Origin of the sequence: Streptomyces sp. CB01881, from assembly GCF_002953255.1 — a bacterium.
In the GTDB taxonomy this organism is placed as follows: Bacteria; Actinomycetota; Actinomycetes; order Streptomycetales; family Streptomycetaceae; genus Kitasatospora.
Window position 1 is genome coordinate 5,851,706 of the sequence record NZ_CP026498.1, and the last position, 15,569, is coordinate 5,867,274.

Consider the following 15,569-nt stretch of genomic DNA (forward strand, 5'->3'; position numbering starts at 1 on the left):
CAGGCCGACGTCCGCCGACAATGAGGATGCGAGGACGCTCCGTGGTGCTCATATCCGAAAGTATCCAGCACCGTCCGGAGCAGCATTCGTGAGCCCGCTCACAAGCTTCTGGACACCCTATGCTACACTTCGCGGCCCTTCTCGCGACCCCGGGGTGTCACCTCACAACCCCCGGGACCCCTCCGTGAGCGCAGGCGTTCGGGCGGCCCGGCTGAGCTGCAACGATCCGTGCTGCGCCTGGGTTCCCGTGTGTGATTTCGATTTTCAAACCCGCACGGGGGCCGCGCCTGCGATCCAGCGGTCGCCACGCCGACCGCGCCTTCAGTCCCACATTTCGGACGTTGCGGGCATGCGGACACGACGATTGGATGGATCGTCATGTGAAGAAATTCACGAACTTTCTCGCCCGGCCCCGGCTGCGCCCCGGCCCCGGGCCCCTCCAGGGGGCTCCGGGGCCGGGCGGGTAAGGACCTCAGCAGATCAGGAGGCCATACTCCAGGCGATCCCGTCCAGGATGTCGTGCTCGCTGACGACCACCTCGGCGGCACCGGTCCGCGTCATGATCTCCAGCAGTTCGAGCGCTCCGGCCGCGATCACGTCCACCCGGCCGGGGTGCATCGACGGGATGGCCGCCCGCTGGTCGTGGGTGGCGGCGAGCAGCTCGTCGGCGATCCGGGCCACCTGCTCACGGCTGATCCGCGAGTGGTGGATCGCCTCGGAGTCGTACGCCGGCAGGTCCTGGGCGATCGCCGAGACCGTGGTGACCGTCCCGGCCAGGCCCACCAGGGTGGCCGCGCCGGTCAGCGGGACGACCTCCTCGGCCTTGTCCAGCTCCGCCCGCACGTGCGCCCGGGCCTCGGCGATCTGCTCCTCCGAGGGCAGCTCGGCGCCGCCGAAGTGCCTCTCGGTCAGCCGGACGCAGCCGATGTCCACCGAGCGGGCCGCCTGGACGTCCGCCCCGCCCAGCACGAACTCGGTGGACCCGCCGCCGAGGTCGAAGACCAGGTACGGCGCGGGGAACTGACCGCCGGTGAGCTCCTTGGTGGCGCCGACGAAGGAGAGGTGCGCCTCCTCCTCGCCGCTGACCACCTCGGGCCCGACGCCCAGGATGTCGCGCACGCCCTTGGCGTACTCGTCACTGTTCTCGGCGTCCCGGGAAGCGCTGGTGGCGACGAAACGGATCCGGTCCGGGCCGACCCCGAAGCCGGAGATGACCTCCGCGTACTCGCGGCAGGCCGCGAACGTGCGGGCCAGCGCATCCGGGTGCAGCCGGCCGGTCCGGTCCACGCCCTGGCCCAGCCGGTTGATGATCATCCGGCGGTCGAGGTCGGTGATCTCCCCGGTCTCCGGGTCGAGGTCGGCGACCAGCAGGCGGATCGAGTTGGTGCCGCAGTCGATCGCGGCGACGCGGGTCGTGGTCATTCGCCGGCCTCCTCGGTGTCCTCGGCCGCGGCCCGCTTCGCGGCGCGCTCGGCCGTCTTCTGCTCCTTGGCGGCGATCACCGCCGCGTGGTCCTGCTCCTTGGCCCGGTTGCGCGCGACCCGCTCACCGGCGGCCTCGACCTCGGCCGCGGAGACGCACGGGCCCTTGGCCCACCAGTCCTCCAGCATGCCGATCGCCTCGTCGCCGAGCGGGTTGACGCCCTCTCCGGCCGCCAGCGAGTGGCCGACCAGCACGTGAAGGCACTTCACCCGGTCCGGCATCCCGCCGGCGCTCGGGAAGCCCTCCAGCACCTCGATGGCGTCACGGCGGGCGATGTAGTCCTCATGCGCCTTCTGGTAGGCGGCGGCCAGCTCCGGGTCCTCGGCGAGCCGGGCGGTCTGCTCCTTCATCACGCCGTCCGCCTCCAGGGTGCCGATCAGCGAGGCGGCCTTGGGGCAGGTCAGGTAGTACAGGGTCGGGAACGGCGTGCCGTCCGCGAGGCGGGGAGCCGTCTCCACGACGTCCGGGTTCCCGCAGGGGCAGCGGTGCGCCACGCCGCGCAGACCGCGCGGGACCCGTCCGAGCTGGGCGGCGATGGCCGCGACGTCGGCGTCGGGAACGGAGGGGTGGTTCTCAGTGGTCATGGGGGGAGCTTGCTCCAGCGGGGGCGGGGGCGGGTGAAGAGGGAGGGGCGAGCGCTGCGGTGTCGGCGGCGTCCACCGAGTCCCAGACGCTGGCGTACCAGGGCTTGGCGGCCTTCGCCGGGGCGGCGGCCGTGCCGTCGGACGGGGCGGGCGAGGACGCGGAGGACTTGGCGGCGCCCTGGCCGGCCGGGTCCACCGCGATGTACGGGGTCTCCCCCGGCATCGCGTAGTGCAGCCGGGAGCGGGCCTGCGCCTTGACGTACTCCGGGTCCTGCCAGCGCGTCTTCTCCCGGCGCAGCTGCTCGACCTGCTGCCGGGCGTGCTCGGCCTTCGCCCGCTGGGCGGAGATCTCGGAGCGCTGGGAGATGAACTGCCGGGTCGGGTAGGCCAGGATCGCCGCCAGTGAGCAGAGCACCAGGACGAGGACGGTCGCCCGGCTCGTGAAGCGAGGCCGGGCCGCCAAGCCCGGAATCCTCCAGCCTGCCATCTCCCGTATCCCCTCCTGGTCGCGACGGTGCCCCGCCGTCCACCCTACGGGGTGAACGGCGGGGCACCGGTCAGACTTGCGCCGGCGGGCGCGGTCAGCCCTCGGACGTACGGCGTTCACCGGTCCCGAGGGCGACCGTGCGCGTCACTCCGAGCGGAAGCGCGGGAAGGCGCCGCGGCCGGCGTACTCGGCGGCGTCGTCGAGGATCTCCTCGATGCGCAGCAGCTGGTTGTACTTGGCGACGCGCTCGGAGCGGGCCGGGGCACCGGTCTTGATCTGGCCGCAGTTGGTGGCGACGGCCAGGTCGGCGATGGTGACGTCCTCGGTCTCGCCGGAGCGGTGCGACATCATGCAGCGGTAGCCGTTGCGCTGGGCCAGCTCGACGGCGTCCAGGGTCTCGGTCAGCGAACCGATCTGGTTCACCTTGACCAGCAGGGCGTTGGCGGTGCCGGTCTCGATGCCCTTGGCCAGGCGGGCCGGGTTGGTGACGAACAGGTCGTCGCCGACCAGCTGGACCTTGTCGCCCAGCTTGACGGTCATGGCCTTCCAGCCGTCCCAGTCCGACTCGTCCAGCGGGTCCTCGATGGAGACCAGCGGGTACGAGGCGACCAGGTCGGCGTAGTACTCGATGAGCTCGGTGGAGGTGAGCGCCTTGCCCTCGAACTGGTAGGCGCCGTCCTCGTAGAACTCGGAGGCGGCGACGTCCAGCGCCAGCGCGATGTCGCGGCCGGGCACGTAACCGGCCTTCTGGATGGCCTCGGTGATGAGGTCCAGGGCCTCGCGGTTGCTGTCCAGGTTCGGCGCGAAGCCGCCCTCGTCGCCGAGGCCGGTGGAGAGGCCGCGCTCCTTCAGGACGCCCTTGAGGGTGTGGTAGACCTCGACGCCCCAGCGGACGGCCTCGGAGAAGGACTCCGCGCCGATCGGGGCGATCATGAACTCCTGGATGTCGACGTTGGAGTCCGCGTGCGAGCCGCCGTTGAGGATGTTCATCATCGGGACCGGCAGGACGTGCGCGTTCGGGCCGCCCAGGTAGCGGAACAGCGGCAGGTCGCTGGCCTCGGAGGCGGCGTGCGCGACGGCCAGGGAGACGCCCAGGATGGCGTTGGCACCCAGCGAGGACTTGTCCGGGGTGGCGTCCAGGTCGAGCATGGCCTGGTCGATCAGGCGCTGCTCGGTGGCGTCGTAGCCGACCAGCTCCGGGCCGATCTGCTCGATGACGGCCAGGACGGCCTTCTCGACGCCCTTGCCGAAGTAGCGGTTCTTGTCACCGTCGCGCAGCTCCAGGGCCTCGAAGGCACCGGTGGAGGCACCCGACGGGACAGCGGCACGGCCGGTGCTGCCGTCGTCGAGGCCGACCTCGACCTCGACCGTGGGGTTGCCACGCGAGTCGAGAATCTCACGGGCTACGACGACATCGATGGACGGCACGAGGCATCTCCTAGCGGAAGCAGGTTCGACTGACGGTGGGTGCTGTCGGACGAACGATTGCGGAGTCGTTACGACCAGAGCCTAACCGCACGGGCTCCCGGGGCCACGCTGACCTCGGTCCCGTCTCAGCGTGTGGCCCTGCTACCCCCCGGTAGTTCACCTGGTTGCCCGACGGAAGCCGACCAGATGCTGACGAAGGGGGCCAAATCCGGCCCCCTTCGCCGAGTCACCGTGAGAGAGGGGGCGCTCAGCCGAGGTTGAGCACCTGTCCGGGCATGATCAGGTCCGGGTCGGCGCCGACGGTGCCGCGGTTGCCGTCGTACAGCGCCTGCCAGCCCCCGGAGAGGCCCTGGGTGGTGGCGATGCCGGCCAGCGTGTCGCCGGACTGGACGGTGTAGCCGTGGCCGGCGTGCTGCTGGGCCGCGGGGGCGCTCTGCGCGACCGGGGCGGCCTGCGCGGCGCGGGCGTCCTGGCCCGCACCCTGGCCGGCGTACTGCTGGTAGACGCTCTGGTGGCTGGTCCAGTACCAGGCGCCGTTGCTCTGGTACCAGTACACCTTCGCCTCGGCGTCCCAGCCGCCGTGGCCGGAGAAGTCCGGGGCCGTGTCCTGCTGCTGGGCGTACGGCTGGGCCTGCTGCGCGTGCTGCTGGGCGGCGGGCTTCTGGGCCGGCTTCGGCTGGGCGGGCTTCTGGGCCGGCTTCGGCGCGGCGGGCTGCTGCGCGGCGGGCTTGGCGTCCGAGGCGGTGTCGACCGAGGCCGGGGCGCCGCCCTTGCTCAGGCCGGCCTTCTGCGAGCAGACCGGCCAGGCACCCGGGCCCTGCGAGGCGAGGACCTTCTCCGCGACCGAGATCTGCTGGCCCTTGCTGGCCTGGCTGGCCTGCGGCGCGTAGGACGTGCCGCCGTACGCCTTCCAGGTGCCGGAGGTGAACTGCAGGCCGCCGTAGAAGCCGTTGCCCGTGTTGATGCTCCAGTTGCCGCCGCTCTCGCACTGGGCGACCGCGTCCCAGGTCGAGACGGGGGCCGCCGAGGCGCCGGCGGCGGTGAGGATCGGCATCGCGAGTCCGACGCCGGCCACACCGGCGACTGCGATGGCCTTCTCGGCCTGGGTGCGACGACGGTGACGGCCAGTTCCAACGAACAGCATGAATGGGTCCCTCTCCGCACGCCTGCGAGGTGAGCTGTCGGGTTCGGACCGGGAGGTGGCCCGGCCGCGTCGCGCGGAAGGCTTTCTGCCCGCGCGGGCGGCTTCACCCCAAGCCGTGGGGGACGGCAACAAACCTGGTTCCCCCGCCCCTGCCCAGGGGTCTGGTCGGTTTCCCGTGACGCGGCGGGCAGGATTCGGCGTTCCGCGCACGAGGTCCGCAGCTGCGAACTTCAGGGAGGGTAGGCAGATCCTCTTACCAATCACAAGCTCATATCGCCGATATCACACAGAAATTACGGTGAGTGGCCGATCGTCTACCAACGAAGGCGGTATGTCCGCTTTGATGGTGATTCAACCCCCGTGTTTCGGCGTGTCGGAGACGTCCCGTCAGCGTGTTGAGACCTCAATCCGTGACGCCAGATGGCCCGGCCGAGGGCTCGTCAGCAGGGACGACGGGCTTCTTCTCGGGAGTGAATTCGACCGGAAGTTCACGAAGTCCACGCATGATCAGACCACCTCGCCAGCGCAGGTCCTCCGGACTCTCGGCGAGCCGCAGGTCGGGCAGCCGGGAGAGCAGGGTGGCCAGCGCCGCCCGCCCCTCCAGCCGCGCCAGCGGGGCGCCGATGCAGTAGTGGATGCCGTGCCCGAAGCCCAGGTGCGGGTTGTCCGCCCGGGCCAGGTCGAGGGTGTTCTCGTCGGCGAACCTCGCCGGGTCCCGGTCCGCCGCCGCGAGCACCACCAGCACCGGATCGCCGACCGGGATCGCCACTCCGCCGATGGTCAGCGGGCTGGTCGCGAACCGCCAGGTGGCCAGCTCCACCGGCCCGTCGTAGCGCAGGAGTTCCTCGATCCCGGTCTCCAGCAGGGCGCTCTCCCCACGGGCGATCGAATCCTGCAGCAGCGCCCGCTGGTCCGGGTTGCGCAGCAGCGCGTAGGTGCCGTTGCCGATCAGGTTGACGGTCGTCTCGAACCCGGCGAAGAGCAGGATGAAGGCCATCGCCGCGGCCTCGTTCTCGGTCAGGTGCTCGCCGTGGTCGCTGGCCCGGATCAGACCGGAGATCAGGTCGTCTCCGAGGTCCGCCCGCTTGCGGTGGATCAGCTCCGCCAGGTAGGCGCGGATCCGCTTCACCGCCCGCCCCACACCACCGCGCTGGCCCCCGCCCTGGCCCGGCCTGGTGTGCCGCACCATCATGCCCGCCCAGTCCCGGAAGTCGTCCTGGTCCTCCGCGGGCACGCCGAGCAGGTCGCAGATCGCGTAGATGGGGAGGGGGAAGGCGAACTCGTGGATCAGGTCGGCGCTGCCGCGCTCCGCGAAACCGTCGATCAGCCGGTCGGTGAGCTGCTGCACCCTCGGCTCGAACTCGGCCACCCGGCGGGGCGTGAACGCCTTCGAGACCAGCCGGCGCAGCCGGGTGTGGTCCGGCGGGTCGATGTTCAGCAGATGCGTCATCAGGTTGGCCTGGCGTTCGCCCGGGATGCCGACCCGGCCCGTGCTGTGGGCGTGCGTGCTGTGGTGGAGCGGGTTCTTGGAGAGCCGGCTGTCGGCGAGGGCCTGCCGGGCGTCCGCGTACCTGGTCACCAGCCAGGCCTCGACCCCGCTCGGCAAGGTGGTGCGATGCACCGGCTCGTGCTCCCGCAGCCACGCGTACGCCGGGTACGGGTCGGCGGCGAAGTCCCAGGTGAAGAGCGGCGGACGGGCGGAATCGGGCTGAACTGGCATGGGTCGACGGTATCCGGTGGGATCCCCCGGGGGCCGGGGGCGGTTCCCGGACGTGCGGGGGCGTCGGCGGGGCGTCGGTCCGGCGGGGGGGCGGGGGCGGTTCCCCGGGGTGTCGGCGAGGCGTCGCGGGACGTCGGTGGGACGCCGGCGGGGCGTCGCGGGGCACCGGTTCGCGGGGCCCTGCCGACGGGTTCCCGGGCGTGGCAGGCGTGAGCCTGGTCACCTGAGGGGTAATCCCTGTTGCGGAGGGTCAGGACAAGCCTACGATCCTCCCGCAAAGCAACACGTGGGCGCCGGTGCGGAGCCGCCCACAGGGAGGAGCGCACCATGCGGGTCACCGGGGCAGTCGTGGTCATCGCCGTACTCGACGGCGGGTCGGGTGCCGATCTCGCACGCCGCTTCACCGCCGCCGGCGCCGTCGGGGTGCTCATCGCCGACCAGCGGGAGGGCATCGCCGAGGACCTCGCCACCGAGCTCGACCGGCCCGGGTGCCCGGTCGTCGGCGTCTGCGGCGACATCCGCCGCCCCAGCGACGTCGCCGCCCTCGTCGACACCGCCGAGAAGCACCTCGGACCGATCGACCTGTTCTGCGTGGCCGGCCCGGACGGCGAGCGCATCGTCTCCCTCGCCGAGCTGCCCGACCACCTGGACCTGGAGCGGCTCGCCGAGCTGCTCGCACTGGTCGGCGAGGCCATCGGCGAGGTCGTGGTGCCGCAGCAGCGCCGTCCGGTGGAGGACGCCGCCACGGTCTGACCCGTCCTGCCCGGACGTCGTCCCCCGGGGGCCGGGAGCCGTCCGAGCCGGGAGCCGTCAGGGCGAGGACTCATCAGGGCCGGGAGCCGTCAGGGGGCCGGGCGGTGCCCGGGGTTCAGTCCTTCGGCTTGAGCCCCTCCGCGGCGCGGACGGCGTCCCGGTAGCCGCGCGCGGCCGCCCGCAACGCGGCGTCCACGTCCACACCCGCGTCGTGCGCCCGCTGCGCCACGGCCAGCAGCAGCGTGCCCGCCGACTCCGCGGTGAGCTCGGCCGGCAGCTCGTACGGCGCGTCGGGCACTCCCGCCACCCCGGCCCGGCGCACCCGCGACACCAGCTTCGCCGTGTACGCCAGCGACGGCAGCCCGGCCGGCACGCCGTCCAGCACCGACTCGCGGTCCGACTTCTCGGCCGCCTTCAGCGCCTCCCAGTTCGCCTCCACCTCGGCGGCGCCCTCGGCCTCGGTGTCCCCGAACACGTGCGGGTGGCGGTACATCAGCTTCTCGACGATGTCCCCCGCCACGTCGTCGATCGAGAACGCGTCGGTGGGGTGCTCCTCGGCGATCCGGGAGTGGAAGAAGACCTGGAGCAGGACGTCGCCCAGCTCCTCCCGGAGCGTCTCGCGGTCCCCCTCCTCGATCGCCTCGACCAGCTCGAAGGCCTCCTCCACCAGGTACTTCACCAGGCTGGCGTGGGTCTGCTCGGCATCCCAGGGACAGCCGCCCGGCGAGCGCAGGCGGTCCATCACCGAGACCAGGTCCAGCAGGCGCGCACCCGGCAGGTCGTACGAGCCCGGCAGCACCTCGATCTCGGGCACCTCACCCGCGTGCTCCACCGCGAGGCGCGCCAGCGCGTCGGTCAGCCCCGGGTCACCGTCCGGGCTGCCCAGCCAGACCGTCGGGCCCGCTCCGGCCGGCAGGTCGGCCGGCAGGTCGGTCAGCAGGCGTGCCAGGGCCGGCGCCGAGCCCGGCGGCACGACCTCCACCTCGACACCGGCCTGCCGCACCGCCGCCAGTTGCGGGTTCCCGGCGTCCCCCGCCAGTACCCGCCCTGCCGAGCGCAGCGCCTCCCATGCCGGCCACGCCAGCAGGCCGGGGGCCACCCGGTGGGTGGTGGTGAGCAGGATCAACTTGGCGCCCGGAGAATTCGTCACACCCCGAACCTACCCGCCCCTGCCGACGCCCCACCTCCGCGCTTCCCGGGGCAACACCCGCCCCGCGCGCACCTCGCCGGCCCCGTGCACCGGAAGTCGGCCCCTCCGACTTCCCGTGTGCGGCCCCTTTCGCTCCGGTCAGGGGGCCAGCCAGGGCGGGGCATCGGGGAGGAGGGCGACCTGGTCCGGGTTCCAGCTGCCGTAGCGGGGGTTGACGTGCACGTGGAGGGCGGTGGCCGCGGCGGCCAGGGCGCGGCGGACGGTGGCGTCGCCCGCCGGGGTGTCGGCGTCCTGGCCGGCTGCGGCGGCGAGGCGGGTGATGCCCAGCCTGCGGCGGTAGTAGTCGTCGATGCCGCTGCCCGGGACGCCCCGGGCCGCCAGTGCCCGGGCGAGCGCTCCGGCCCCGCCGTACCGCTCCTCGTCCGCCGTGCGGGCCGCCGTCACCTCGGCGGTGCCGATGGCCGGCCCCCGCTCCGCCACCGCACGGGCGACCACCGCGTCGAGCACCAGGTCGGAGACGGCCCGCCGGGCCAGCCCGTCCGGCTCCTCCCGGGCGTCCGCCGAGGCGCCGCCTGCCGTGTGCCGCAGTTCCGCGACCCGCGCCTCGACCGTGCCCACCGGGATCCGCCGGCCGTCCAGCACCGCCGCCGTGCCCGGCGTGAGCCCGCCGCCCCCGCACGCGGCCAGCGCCGATGCGGCGAGCAGGACGCCTGCGACGGCGGTCCGACGGTGCATGGCTGGTCTCCGGGGTGACGGCGGCGCGACGGAGGTCCGGTGAGGGGCCGGCGTTGTCCCGAGGGTAGGGCGGACGGGGCCGGGTCGCGCGGACCGTGACCCGAACGGGTCATCCGCGCGGAGCACACCGACTGTCAACCCTGACGATCGTCCAGGTCTCCCCCTGACTTTCGGGTCGGGCGGCCGCCCGGCCGTCGCTCCTACCGTCCTGGTCATGAGGAACACGGGCAGGAGAGAAGCGGTAGGGAGCACCGGCCGTCGGGTGGCCGTCGCCGTGGCGCTGCTAGCGGCGGGCACTGGCGTGGTCGGGTGGCTGGCGCCGGCGCGCGGTGGCACGGGCGCGCCGGTCAGGGTGGTGGACGGCCCGTCCGCCGCCGGCTACCGGTGGGTGGCGGACGCCGTCGCCGACGCCCCGCACTGGCTGTCCTCGCTGCTGGAGCCCGTGACCGAGGCCGGCCTGCTGGTACTGGGCCTGCTGCTGGCGCTCTGCTGGTGGAGGGCGCGCGGGCGGCGGGCCGCCGGGCTGGTCGCAGGAGTCGCGCTCACCGGCCTCGGCACGGTGCTCGCGTACGCGGTGAGCGAGGTGCTGAAGATGGTGATCGACGAGGAGCGCCCCTGCCGGGCACTGCCCGGCGCGGCCGCCGCACGGCGGGCGGTCGCCGAATGCCCGCCGCCGGGCGACTGGTCGTTCCCGAGCAACCACGCGACGCTGGCCGTCGCCCTGGCGACCGGCCTGGTGCTGCTGCGCCCGCGCCGGGCCCTGCTGGTCATCCCGGTCGGCGGTGCGACGGCCGCGCTGCGGGTGGCGGCGGGCGTGCACTACCCGCACGACGTGGTCGCCGGCGCCGCCCTGGGCGGAGCGGTCACGGCCGCGGTGGTCGTGGCCCTGCTGCCGCTCGCCACGGCAGCGGTGACCGCACTGGCCGGCGTGCGCGTCCTGGGGCCCCTGCTGTTGGGGCCCCCGCCGCTCATACCCGCCGGCTCAGGTGCGCGGGCCGCCCGCGCACGTTCCGCCGAGGGTCAGGCCGGCCTCGTGCGCGAGGACGGCGGCGGCCGCCCGGTTGGGCACGCCGAGCCGTACCAGGATGGAGCTCACATGGGCTTTCACCGTCCCCTCCACCACCCCGATCCGGCGGGCGATCTGGCCGTTGGAGAGCCCGGCGGCGACCAGCGTCAGCACGTCCCGTTCCCGGATGGTGAGGGCGGCCACCTGTTCCCTGGCGGAGGCGCGCCGGTCGGCCGGCCCGCCGGCCCCGGCGGAGGCCAGGTGGGCGACCACCCGCGCGGCCACCTTGGGTGAGAGGTAGGCGGCACCGTCCGCCACCGCCCGGACACCGGCGATCAGCTCCTCCGGCTCGCCGGACTTGATCAGGAAGCCGTTGGCACCGCCGCCGAGGGCCCGCAGGATGTAGTCGTCCTCGCCGAAGGTCGTCAACATCAGGATCCCGGTGGCGGCGCCGGTCCGGCGGATCTCGGCAGCGGCACTGATGCCGTCCGCGCCGGGCATCCGGATGTCCAGCACGGCGACGTCCGGCCGGTGGCGGCGGACCAGTTCGACGGCGTCCCGGCCGTCCCCGGTCTCGGCGACGATCTCGATGCCCGGGTCGGTGGCGAGCACCGCGCGGATACCGGCGCGCACCATCGGCTCGTCGTCGGCGATCAGCACACGGATCGGCGCGGCGGCCGCGTCTCCCTCCCCGCCGCTCATCCGGCACTCACGCGATCAGGGCGTCCAGGGAGATCAGCACGTCGCCCTGGAAGCAGAGCCGGTACGCGTCTCCGGAGCGGTCGTCGTTGAACGGCTGGGCCGTGATGGCGTAGTACTCGCACGTCACACCTTCTCCCCGGGGTGGCGGGTTCCCTGCGGACGGATGGTACGGAAACTGATGCTCCGGCAGAAATCGCTGTACCGTCGCGCGGTCCTGGCCGACCCGCAGCAACGCGTAGTCCGCCGGGTCCAGCACGGCGCGGCCGGCGGTGTAGACCGCCCATCCTCGCAGGACGGTGGTGAGCACCAGCACGGTGGCCAGCGGCACCAGGACGACCGCCACCATCATCCGGCCCACGCGGCGGCGGGCGTGGTGCAGTTCGCGGGCCGGCGAGACGGTGACGGGCACGGCGGCGGCGACGGGGGCGCCGGAACGCGGAAGGTACGCGGAGACCTCGAAACCGCCACCGTCGGCGCGGGGCCCGTGGCTGAAGGTGCCGCCCGCCAGCCTGACCCGCTCGGCCAGGCCGATCAGGCCCCGGCCGCCACCGCCCGCCCCGGCCGCCGGACCCACCGCTGACGGGCCCACCGTTGACGGGCTCACCGGCGACGGGCCGTTGACCACCCGGACGCGGGCACCGTCCGGTGTGTGGGCCACCCGTACGGTGACCGCCGCCCGCGGGGCGTGCTTGGCCGCGTTGGTCAGCGCCTCCTGGACCACCCGGAAGGCGGCGTGCTCGGCTGCGCGCGGCAGGCCGTCCGCCTCGCCGGTGACGGTCAGCCCGACGTCCAGGCCGGCCGCGGCCGCCTCCTCGACCAACTGGGCGACGCCCGCGTCGGCCGGGCCCCGGGCGGACGACCCGTCCGCGTCGTCCCGCAGGATTCCGATCACCTCCGCCAGCCGCTCCACGGCCGCCCCGGCGCCGGCCCGGATCTCCTGGGCCGCCTCCCGGTGCGGCCCGGCCAGGTCGGGTGCCAGCTTCAGGGCGCCGGCCCGCAGGGCGATCAGGCTCAGGTCATGGCCGAGCGCATCGTGCATGTCCTGCGCGATCCGGGCCCGCTCGCGCAACCGGGCCTGCTCGGCCACCAGTTGCTGCTCCCGTTCCAACCGCTCCGCCCGCTCCCACCCGGCCCGCACCAGCTCCTGCGACTGCCGCCAGAACCGGCCCACCATCCAGGGCCCCATGCCGGCACAGATCACCAGGGACAGGACCGACGTCCCCGGCACCATCCACCCCGGCACCATCAGCGCCGCCGGTACCCCGACGGCCACCAGGACGACCAGGAGCACCACCGCCGGCCGCGCCCGCTCCATCCGCCACCCGGCCAGGAACGCCGCACCGACCGCCGGCGCAGCCCACCAGATGCTCGTCACACTCAGCCCGATCGCCGCCGAAGCCCCCACCAGCAGCCCGCCGTCGACCCGCCCGCCCCACCGCTGTCCATTGGTCCGCACGGTGACGACCCTACGGAGGCCCGGTGCTGCACCGGATCTGTCGAAAGTCATACCCCCGCGCAGGAACACCGGCGCGGGCGGGCACGGCGAACCCCGGGCGCCGGAGCGCTCTGAGTACCCGGAACGCTCGGAGTGAGGACGCTACGCCCGGTACCGGACGTCGGACCGACCCGACTTCCTGCCCCTCGGGGCCCGGGGTGAGCGGGACGGGTACTGGGGCTCCGCGGGGGTCGCCCGGCCCGCGGGAGGCGTGGGTCCGGGCCGGCCCGGGTGCGGTGCGGGCGGGTGCGGTGCGGTGCGGTGCGGGCGGGCGCGGTGTCAGCGCCAGGGGGTGGTGCGGGGGTCGGGGTTGTTGGTGCTGCGGTGGGCCTGCAGAGTGTCGAGGTTCTGGCGGAGGCGGCGGACGGCCGGGTGGTGCGGGCCGTCACGGCGTTCGCGGTCGAAGAGGAGTTGGAGCAGCCACTGCCAGGCGGCCTCGGCGTCGCCGCCCGCCGTAAGCAGGGTTCCGATCCGTTCGCGGATGTCGAAGGCCCGGTCCGGCTCGGGACCCGGGTCGGCGGCGAGCAGCGCGCGGTATTCGGTGAGCGCCTCTGCGCCCCGGCCGAGCCGCTCCAAGCACTCGGCGGCCCGGTACCGGTGCTCCAGCCCCTGCGGGCCGTGCGGGCCGCCGTCCGCGGTGGCGGCGAGCGACCGGTACTCGGGGAGCGCGTGCTGGTAGCGGCGCTCCTGGTGGAGGGTGCGGGCGTAGATGGTCCGGACGGTGCGGACGAGCGGTGCGCCGTCGCCGAGTTCGGCCTGGGCGCGGGGCAGCAGCGTGGCGGCGAGGTCGAGCACTTCGGCGCGCCGGCCGGCGTCGACCAGGTCCGAGAGCCGGGCGCAGGCGGCCGCCAGGTCCGACTCGCGCGCGGGCACCGCGGACATCAGGAACGGGTGCGGTTCCCCCCGCGGGGCCGGCGGTACGGCGGTCGGCGGTACAGCGGGGGGCGGTACAGCGGGGTGCGGTGCAACCGTCGACGGTACGGCGACCGTCGGCACGGCGGCCGGCGCCGCTGCCGACTCCCCCGGCCGGGGCTGCGGCTGGTGGGGGTGACGGTACGGGCGGGTGGGGTCGGGCAACGGCCCGTACCGGGGTTGCGGGGCCGGGACGGCCGCGGGGAGCAGCGGGAGCAGCCGCGCGTACACCTGCTGGGCGTGGGCCGGGCGGTCGGCGGGCTGCTTGGCGAGGAGGTCGAGGACCAGCCGTTCGAGCGGTTCCGGGACGTCGGGCCGGATCTCGCGCAGCGGTACCGGCGGTTCGTCGACGTGGCGGCGCAGCACGCCGAGCGCGGTGGGTGCGCGGAACGGCTCCTCGCCGGTGAGCATCGCGTGCAGGAGGCACCCGAGCGCGTACAGGTCGCTGCGCGGGTCGATGACGGCGGCGAGCGCCTGCTCGGGGGCCATGTACGAAGGGCTCCCGATGGGGACGCCGGTGAGGGTGAGGCGGGTGGCCTCGGTGTCGAGCGCGGTGGCGATGCCGAGGTCGAGCAGGACGGTCCGGCCGTCGTCGCGGACCATCACGTTGCTGGGCTTGAGGTCGCGATGGACCACCGGCACGGCGTGGACGGCGGCCAGCGCCGCACAGAGCTGGGCGGCGACGGCGACCGCGCGCTCGACCGGGAACGGCGAGTCCTCGGCGATCAGGTCGGCCAGGCTGACGCCCGGAACGCGCTGCATCACGAGGTAGAGCTCGCCGTCGTCCTCGCCCGCGTCGAAGACGGTGACCAGGCCGGGGTGGTCGAGGGCCGCGGTGATCCGGCACTCGCGCAGGAAGCGGCGGTGGAGCTCGTCGCCGTGGCGCAGGCGATCGGTGGCGCCCCCGGCATCCCCGGAGGCCCCGCCGCCGGCGGCGCGACCGCCGCCGCTGGAGGACGGGCCGACGCCGAGGAGGTGGTCGGTGCGGAGCAGCTTGACGGCGACCGGGCGGTCCAGCCGCTCGTCGTAGCCGCCCCAGACCTGGCCCATACCGCCGTGGCCGATCTTCTCGGCCAGTCGGTACCGGCCGCCGATCACCCGGTCCGCGGTCATGGCCGGCCGCCCTCGCGGGCCTGACGGCGCAGCAGTTCACCCAGCTCGCGCAGCTCGTCACCGGTCGCGGGAGCAGGCCCGGCAGCAGGCGCGGGCCCGGCAGCGGGGGGCGCGTACCCGGGGGAGGGCGCGGGCGCCGGGGGCGCGTACCCGGCCGCCGGGCCCTGCCCGTACGGTCCGTACGGCGCCGCGGGCATGGTCGGCGCTGCGTGCGACGCGGCGGGCGGCGCGTAGTAGGCCGCGGGGGCGGGAGGCTTCGGTCGGCCCGCGTTCCACACCACCTGCAGGTCCATCACCAGGAAGTGCAGCGGCGCGCCGAACCACATCAGCACCATCGCCACCATGCCGATGGTGTCCGCGGTGGGCGCCTTGGTGCCGCCGGCGACGCCCGCGCAGACCAGGTACGTGAGGAACAGCGCGACGAAGACCACCGCGCCGGCGATGTCGTACGCCCGCCGCCGGCGGATCGCCAGCAACAGCGAGGGGATCGCGCCGAGCAGACCGACCGTCACCAGCGGGACCAGGGCCCACAGCACACGCCCGAGCACGCCGAACGGGCCGGCGGCCATCGCGGGGCGCAGCGCCGGGACGGGCTGGGTCGGCGGAACGGGGTAGGCCGGAGCGGGGTACGGCTGGGCGGAATACGGCTGGGCGGAGTAGGGCTGGGCCGGGTACGGCTGGGCACCGTACGGGGCCCCGCCCGGTATGCCCCCGGCGGGCGCGCCGCCCGGGAACGCGCCGCCGGACGGTGGTCCGAACTGCCCGGGGTACTGCCCTGACATGTGCGCTCCTGAGCGGGTGAGGACGGCGGTCGCCCGCGGTACGGACGAACCCCGGACACCGTACCGCCCGCCACCG

The 15,569-nt window shown here is 74.2% G+C and carries 13 protein-coding genes, 1 pseudogene and 1 riboswitch; of the genes and pseudogenes, 2 read left to right on the forward strand and 12 right to left on the reverse strand.

The annotated features are described in order from the left end of the window. Positions 1–480: 480 nt before the first annotated feature. The 6 genes from C2142_RS15295 to C2142_RS15325 all read right to left on the reverse strand — a co-directional run bounded on the left by C2142_RS15295 (position 481) and on the right by C2142_RS15325 (position 6,845). Positions 481–1,422 (reverse strand): Ppx/GppA phosphatase family protein, encoded by a 942-nt coding sequence (locus tag C2142_RS15295; protein WP_148643157.1) that lies wholly within the window; start codon positions 1,420–1,422, stop codon positions 481–483. Beyond that, on the reverse strand, positions 1,419–2,066 hold the full coding sequence (locus C2142_RS15300) for a DUF501 domain-containing protein (RefSeq protein WP_148643158.1): 648 nt from the start codon (positions 2,064–2,066) through the stop codon (positions 1,419–1,421). The genes C2142_RS15295 and C2142_RS15300 overlap by 4 nt, the downstream gene beginning before the upstream one ends. Then, a complete protein-coding gene (locus C2142_RS15305) occupies positions 2,056–2,529 on the reverse strand; it encodes a septum formation initiator family protein (RefSeq protein ID WP_241002596.1) in 474 nt (157 codons plus the stop codon). The genes C2142_RS15300 and C2142_RS15305 overlap by 11 nt, the downstream gene beginning before the upstream one ends. 168 nt (positions 2,530–2,697) lie before the next feature. Then, complete coding sequence (eno, locus tag C2142_RS15310; RefSeq protein WP_148643160.1) at positions 2,698–3,981, reverse strand: phosphopyruvate hydratase; 1,284 nt, start codon at positions 3,979–3,981, stop codon at positions 2,698–2,700. A 247-nt stretch (positions 3,982–4,228) separates the two neighbouring features. Beyond that, positions 4,229–5,125, reverse strand: a complete 897-nt coding sequence (locus C2142_RS41570) for a transglycosylase family protein (RefSeq protein WP_162002477.1) — start codon at positions 5,123–5,125, stop codon at positions 4,229–4,231. Positions 5,126–5,130: 5 nt separating this feature from the next. Then, a riboswitch (cyclic di-AMP (ydaO/yuaA leader) is annotated at positions 5,131–5,302 on the reverse strand. A gap of 226 nt (positions 5,303–5,528) precedes the next feature. Continuing rightward, a complete protein-coding gene (locus tag C2142_RS15325) occupies positions 5,529–6,845 on the reverse strand; it encodes a cytochrome P450 (RefSeq protein ID WP_148643161.1) in 1,317 nt (438 codons plus the stop codon). A 327-nt stretch (positions 6,846–7,172) separates the two neighbouring features. Between C2142_RS15325 and C2142_RS15330 the strand changes: the two genes are divergently transcribed. Continuing rightward, complete coding sequence (locus C2142_RS15330) at positions 7,173–7,598, forward strand: SDR family NAD(P)-dependent oxidoreductase (protein ID WP_148643162.1); 426 nt, start codon at positions 7,173–7,175, stop codon at positions 7,596–7,598. A 115-nt stretch (positions 7,599–7,713) separates the two neighbouring features. Here C2142_RS15330 and C2142_RS15335 read toward each other — a convergent pair whose 3' ends face one another. Together C2142_RS15335 and C2142_RS15340 are read right to left on the reverse strand one after the other, a co-directional pair. Beyond that, positions 7,714–8,748, reverse strand: coding sequence for a MazG family protein (locus C2142_RS15335; protein WP_148643163.1), 1,035 nt, complete (start codon positions 8,746–8,748; stop codon positions 7,714–7,716). A 138-nt stretch (positions 8,749–8,886) separates the two neighbouring features. After that, the gene (locus C2142_RS15340; protein ID WP_148643164.1) at positions 8,887–9,483 is read right to left on the reverse strand and encodes a hypothetical protein; all 597 of its coding nucleotides are present in this window, start codon (positions 9,481–9,483) and stop codon (positions 8,887–8,889) included. 214 nt (positions 9,484–9,697) lie between these two features. Here C2142_RS15340 and C2142_RS15345 point away from each other — a divergent pair. After that, a pseudogene (locus tag C2142_RS15345) lies at positions 9,698–10,306 on the forward strand (phosphatase PAP2 family protein); the annotation flags it as partial. A gap of 159 nt (positions 10,307–10,465) precedes the next feature. Here C2142_RS15345 and C2142_RS15350 read toward each other — a convergent pair. The 4 genes from C2142_RS15350 to C2142_RS41575 all read right to left on the reverse strand — a co-directional run bounded on the left by C2142_RS15350 (position 10,466) and on the right by C2142_RS41575 (position 15,493). Next, positions 10,466–11,191 carry a response regulator transcription factor gene (locus C2142_RS15350; RefSeq protein WP_148643165.1) on the reverse strand — a complete coding sequence of 242 codons (726 nt, stop codon included), beginning with the start codon at positions 11,189–11,191 and terminating at the stop codon, positions 10,466–10,468. 7 nt (positions 11,192–11,198) lie between these two features. After that, the gene (locus tag C2142_RS15355; RefSeq protein ID WP_241002597.1) at positions 11,199–12,647 is read right to left on the reverse strand and encodes a histidine kinase; all 1,449 of its coding nucleotides are present in this window, start codon (positions 12,645–12,647) and stop codon (positions 11,199–11,201) included. 318 nt (positions 12,648–12,965) lie between these two features. Then, positions 12,966–14,711 carry a serine/threonine-protein kinase gene (locus C2142_RS15360; RefSeq protein ID WP_148643167.1) on the reverse strand — a complete coding sequence of 582 codons (1,746 nt, stop codon included), beginning with the start codon at positions 14,709–14,711 and terminating at the stop codon, positions 12,966–12,968. Beyond that, a complete protein-coding gene (locus C2142_RS41575; RefSeq protein ID WP_148643168.1) occupies positions 14,708–15,493 on the reverse strand; it encodes an MptD family putative ECF transporter S component in 786 nt (261 codons plus the stop codon). The genes C2142_RS15360 and C2142_RS41575 overlap by 4 nt, the downstream gene beginning before the upstream one ends. Between the last annotated feature and the right edge of the window lie 76 nt (positions 15,494–15,569).

Excerpts from the sequence above, each read along its gene's own strand:
- C2142_RS15295 (WP_148643157.1), bottom strand. The coding sequence starts at position 1,422 with ATGACCACGACCCGCGTCGCCGCGATCGACTGCGGCACCAACTCGATC.
- C2142_RS15300 (WP_148643158.1), bottom strand. The coding sequence starts at position 2,066 with ATGACCACTGAGAACCACCCCTCCGTTCCCGACGCCGACGTCGCGGCC.
- C2142_RS41570 (WP_162002477.1), bottom strand. The coding sequence starts at position 5,125 with ATGCTGTTCGTTGGAACTGGCCGTCACCGTCGTCGCACCCAGGCCGAG.
- C2142_RS15325 (WP_148643161.1), bottom strand. The coding sequence starts at position 6,845 with ATGCCAGTTCAGCCCGATTCCGCCCGTCCGCCGCTCTTCACCTGGGAC.
- C2142_RS15330 (WP_148643162.1), top strand. The coding sequence starts at position 7,173 with ATGCGGGTCACCGGGGCAGTCGTGGTCATCGCCGTACTCGACGGCGGG.
- C2142_RS15340 (WP_148643164.1), bottom strand. The coding sequence starts at position 9,483 with ATGCACCGTCGGACCGCCGTCGCAGGCGTCCTGCTCGCCGCATCGGCG.
- C2142_RS15350 (WP_148643165.1), bottom strand. The coding sequence starts at position 11,191 with ATGAGCGGCGGGGAGGGAGACGCGGCCGCCGCGCCGATCCGTGTGCTG.
- C2142_RS15360 (WP_148643167.1), bottom strand. The coding sequence starts at position 14,711 with ATGACCGCGGACCGGGTGATCGGCGGCCGGTACCGACTGGCCGAGAAG.
- C2142_RS41575 (WP_148643168.1), bottom strand. The coding sequence starts at position 15,493 with ATGTCAGGGCAGTACCCCGGGCAGTTCGGACCACCGTCCGGCGGCGCG.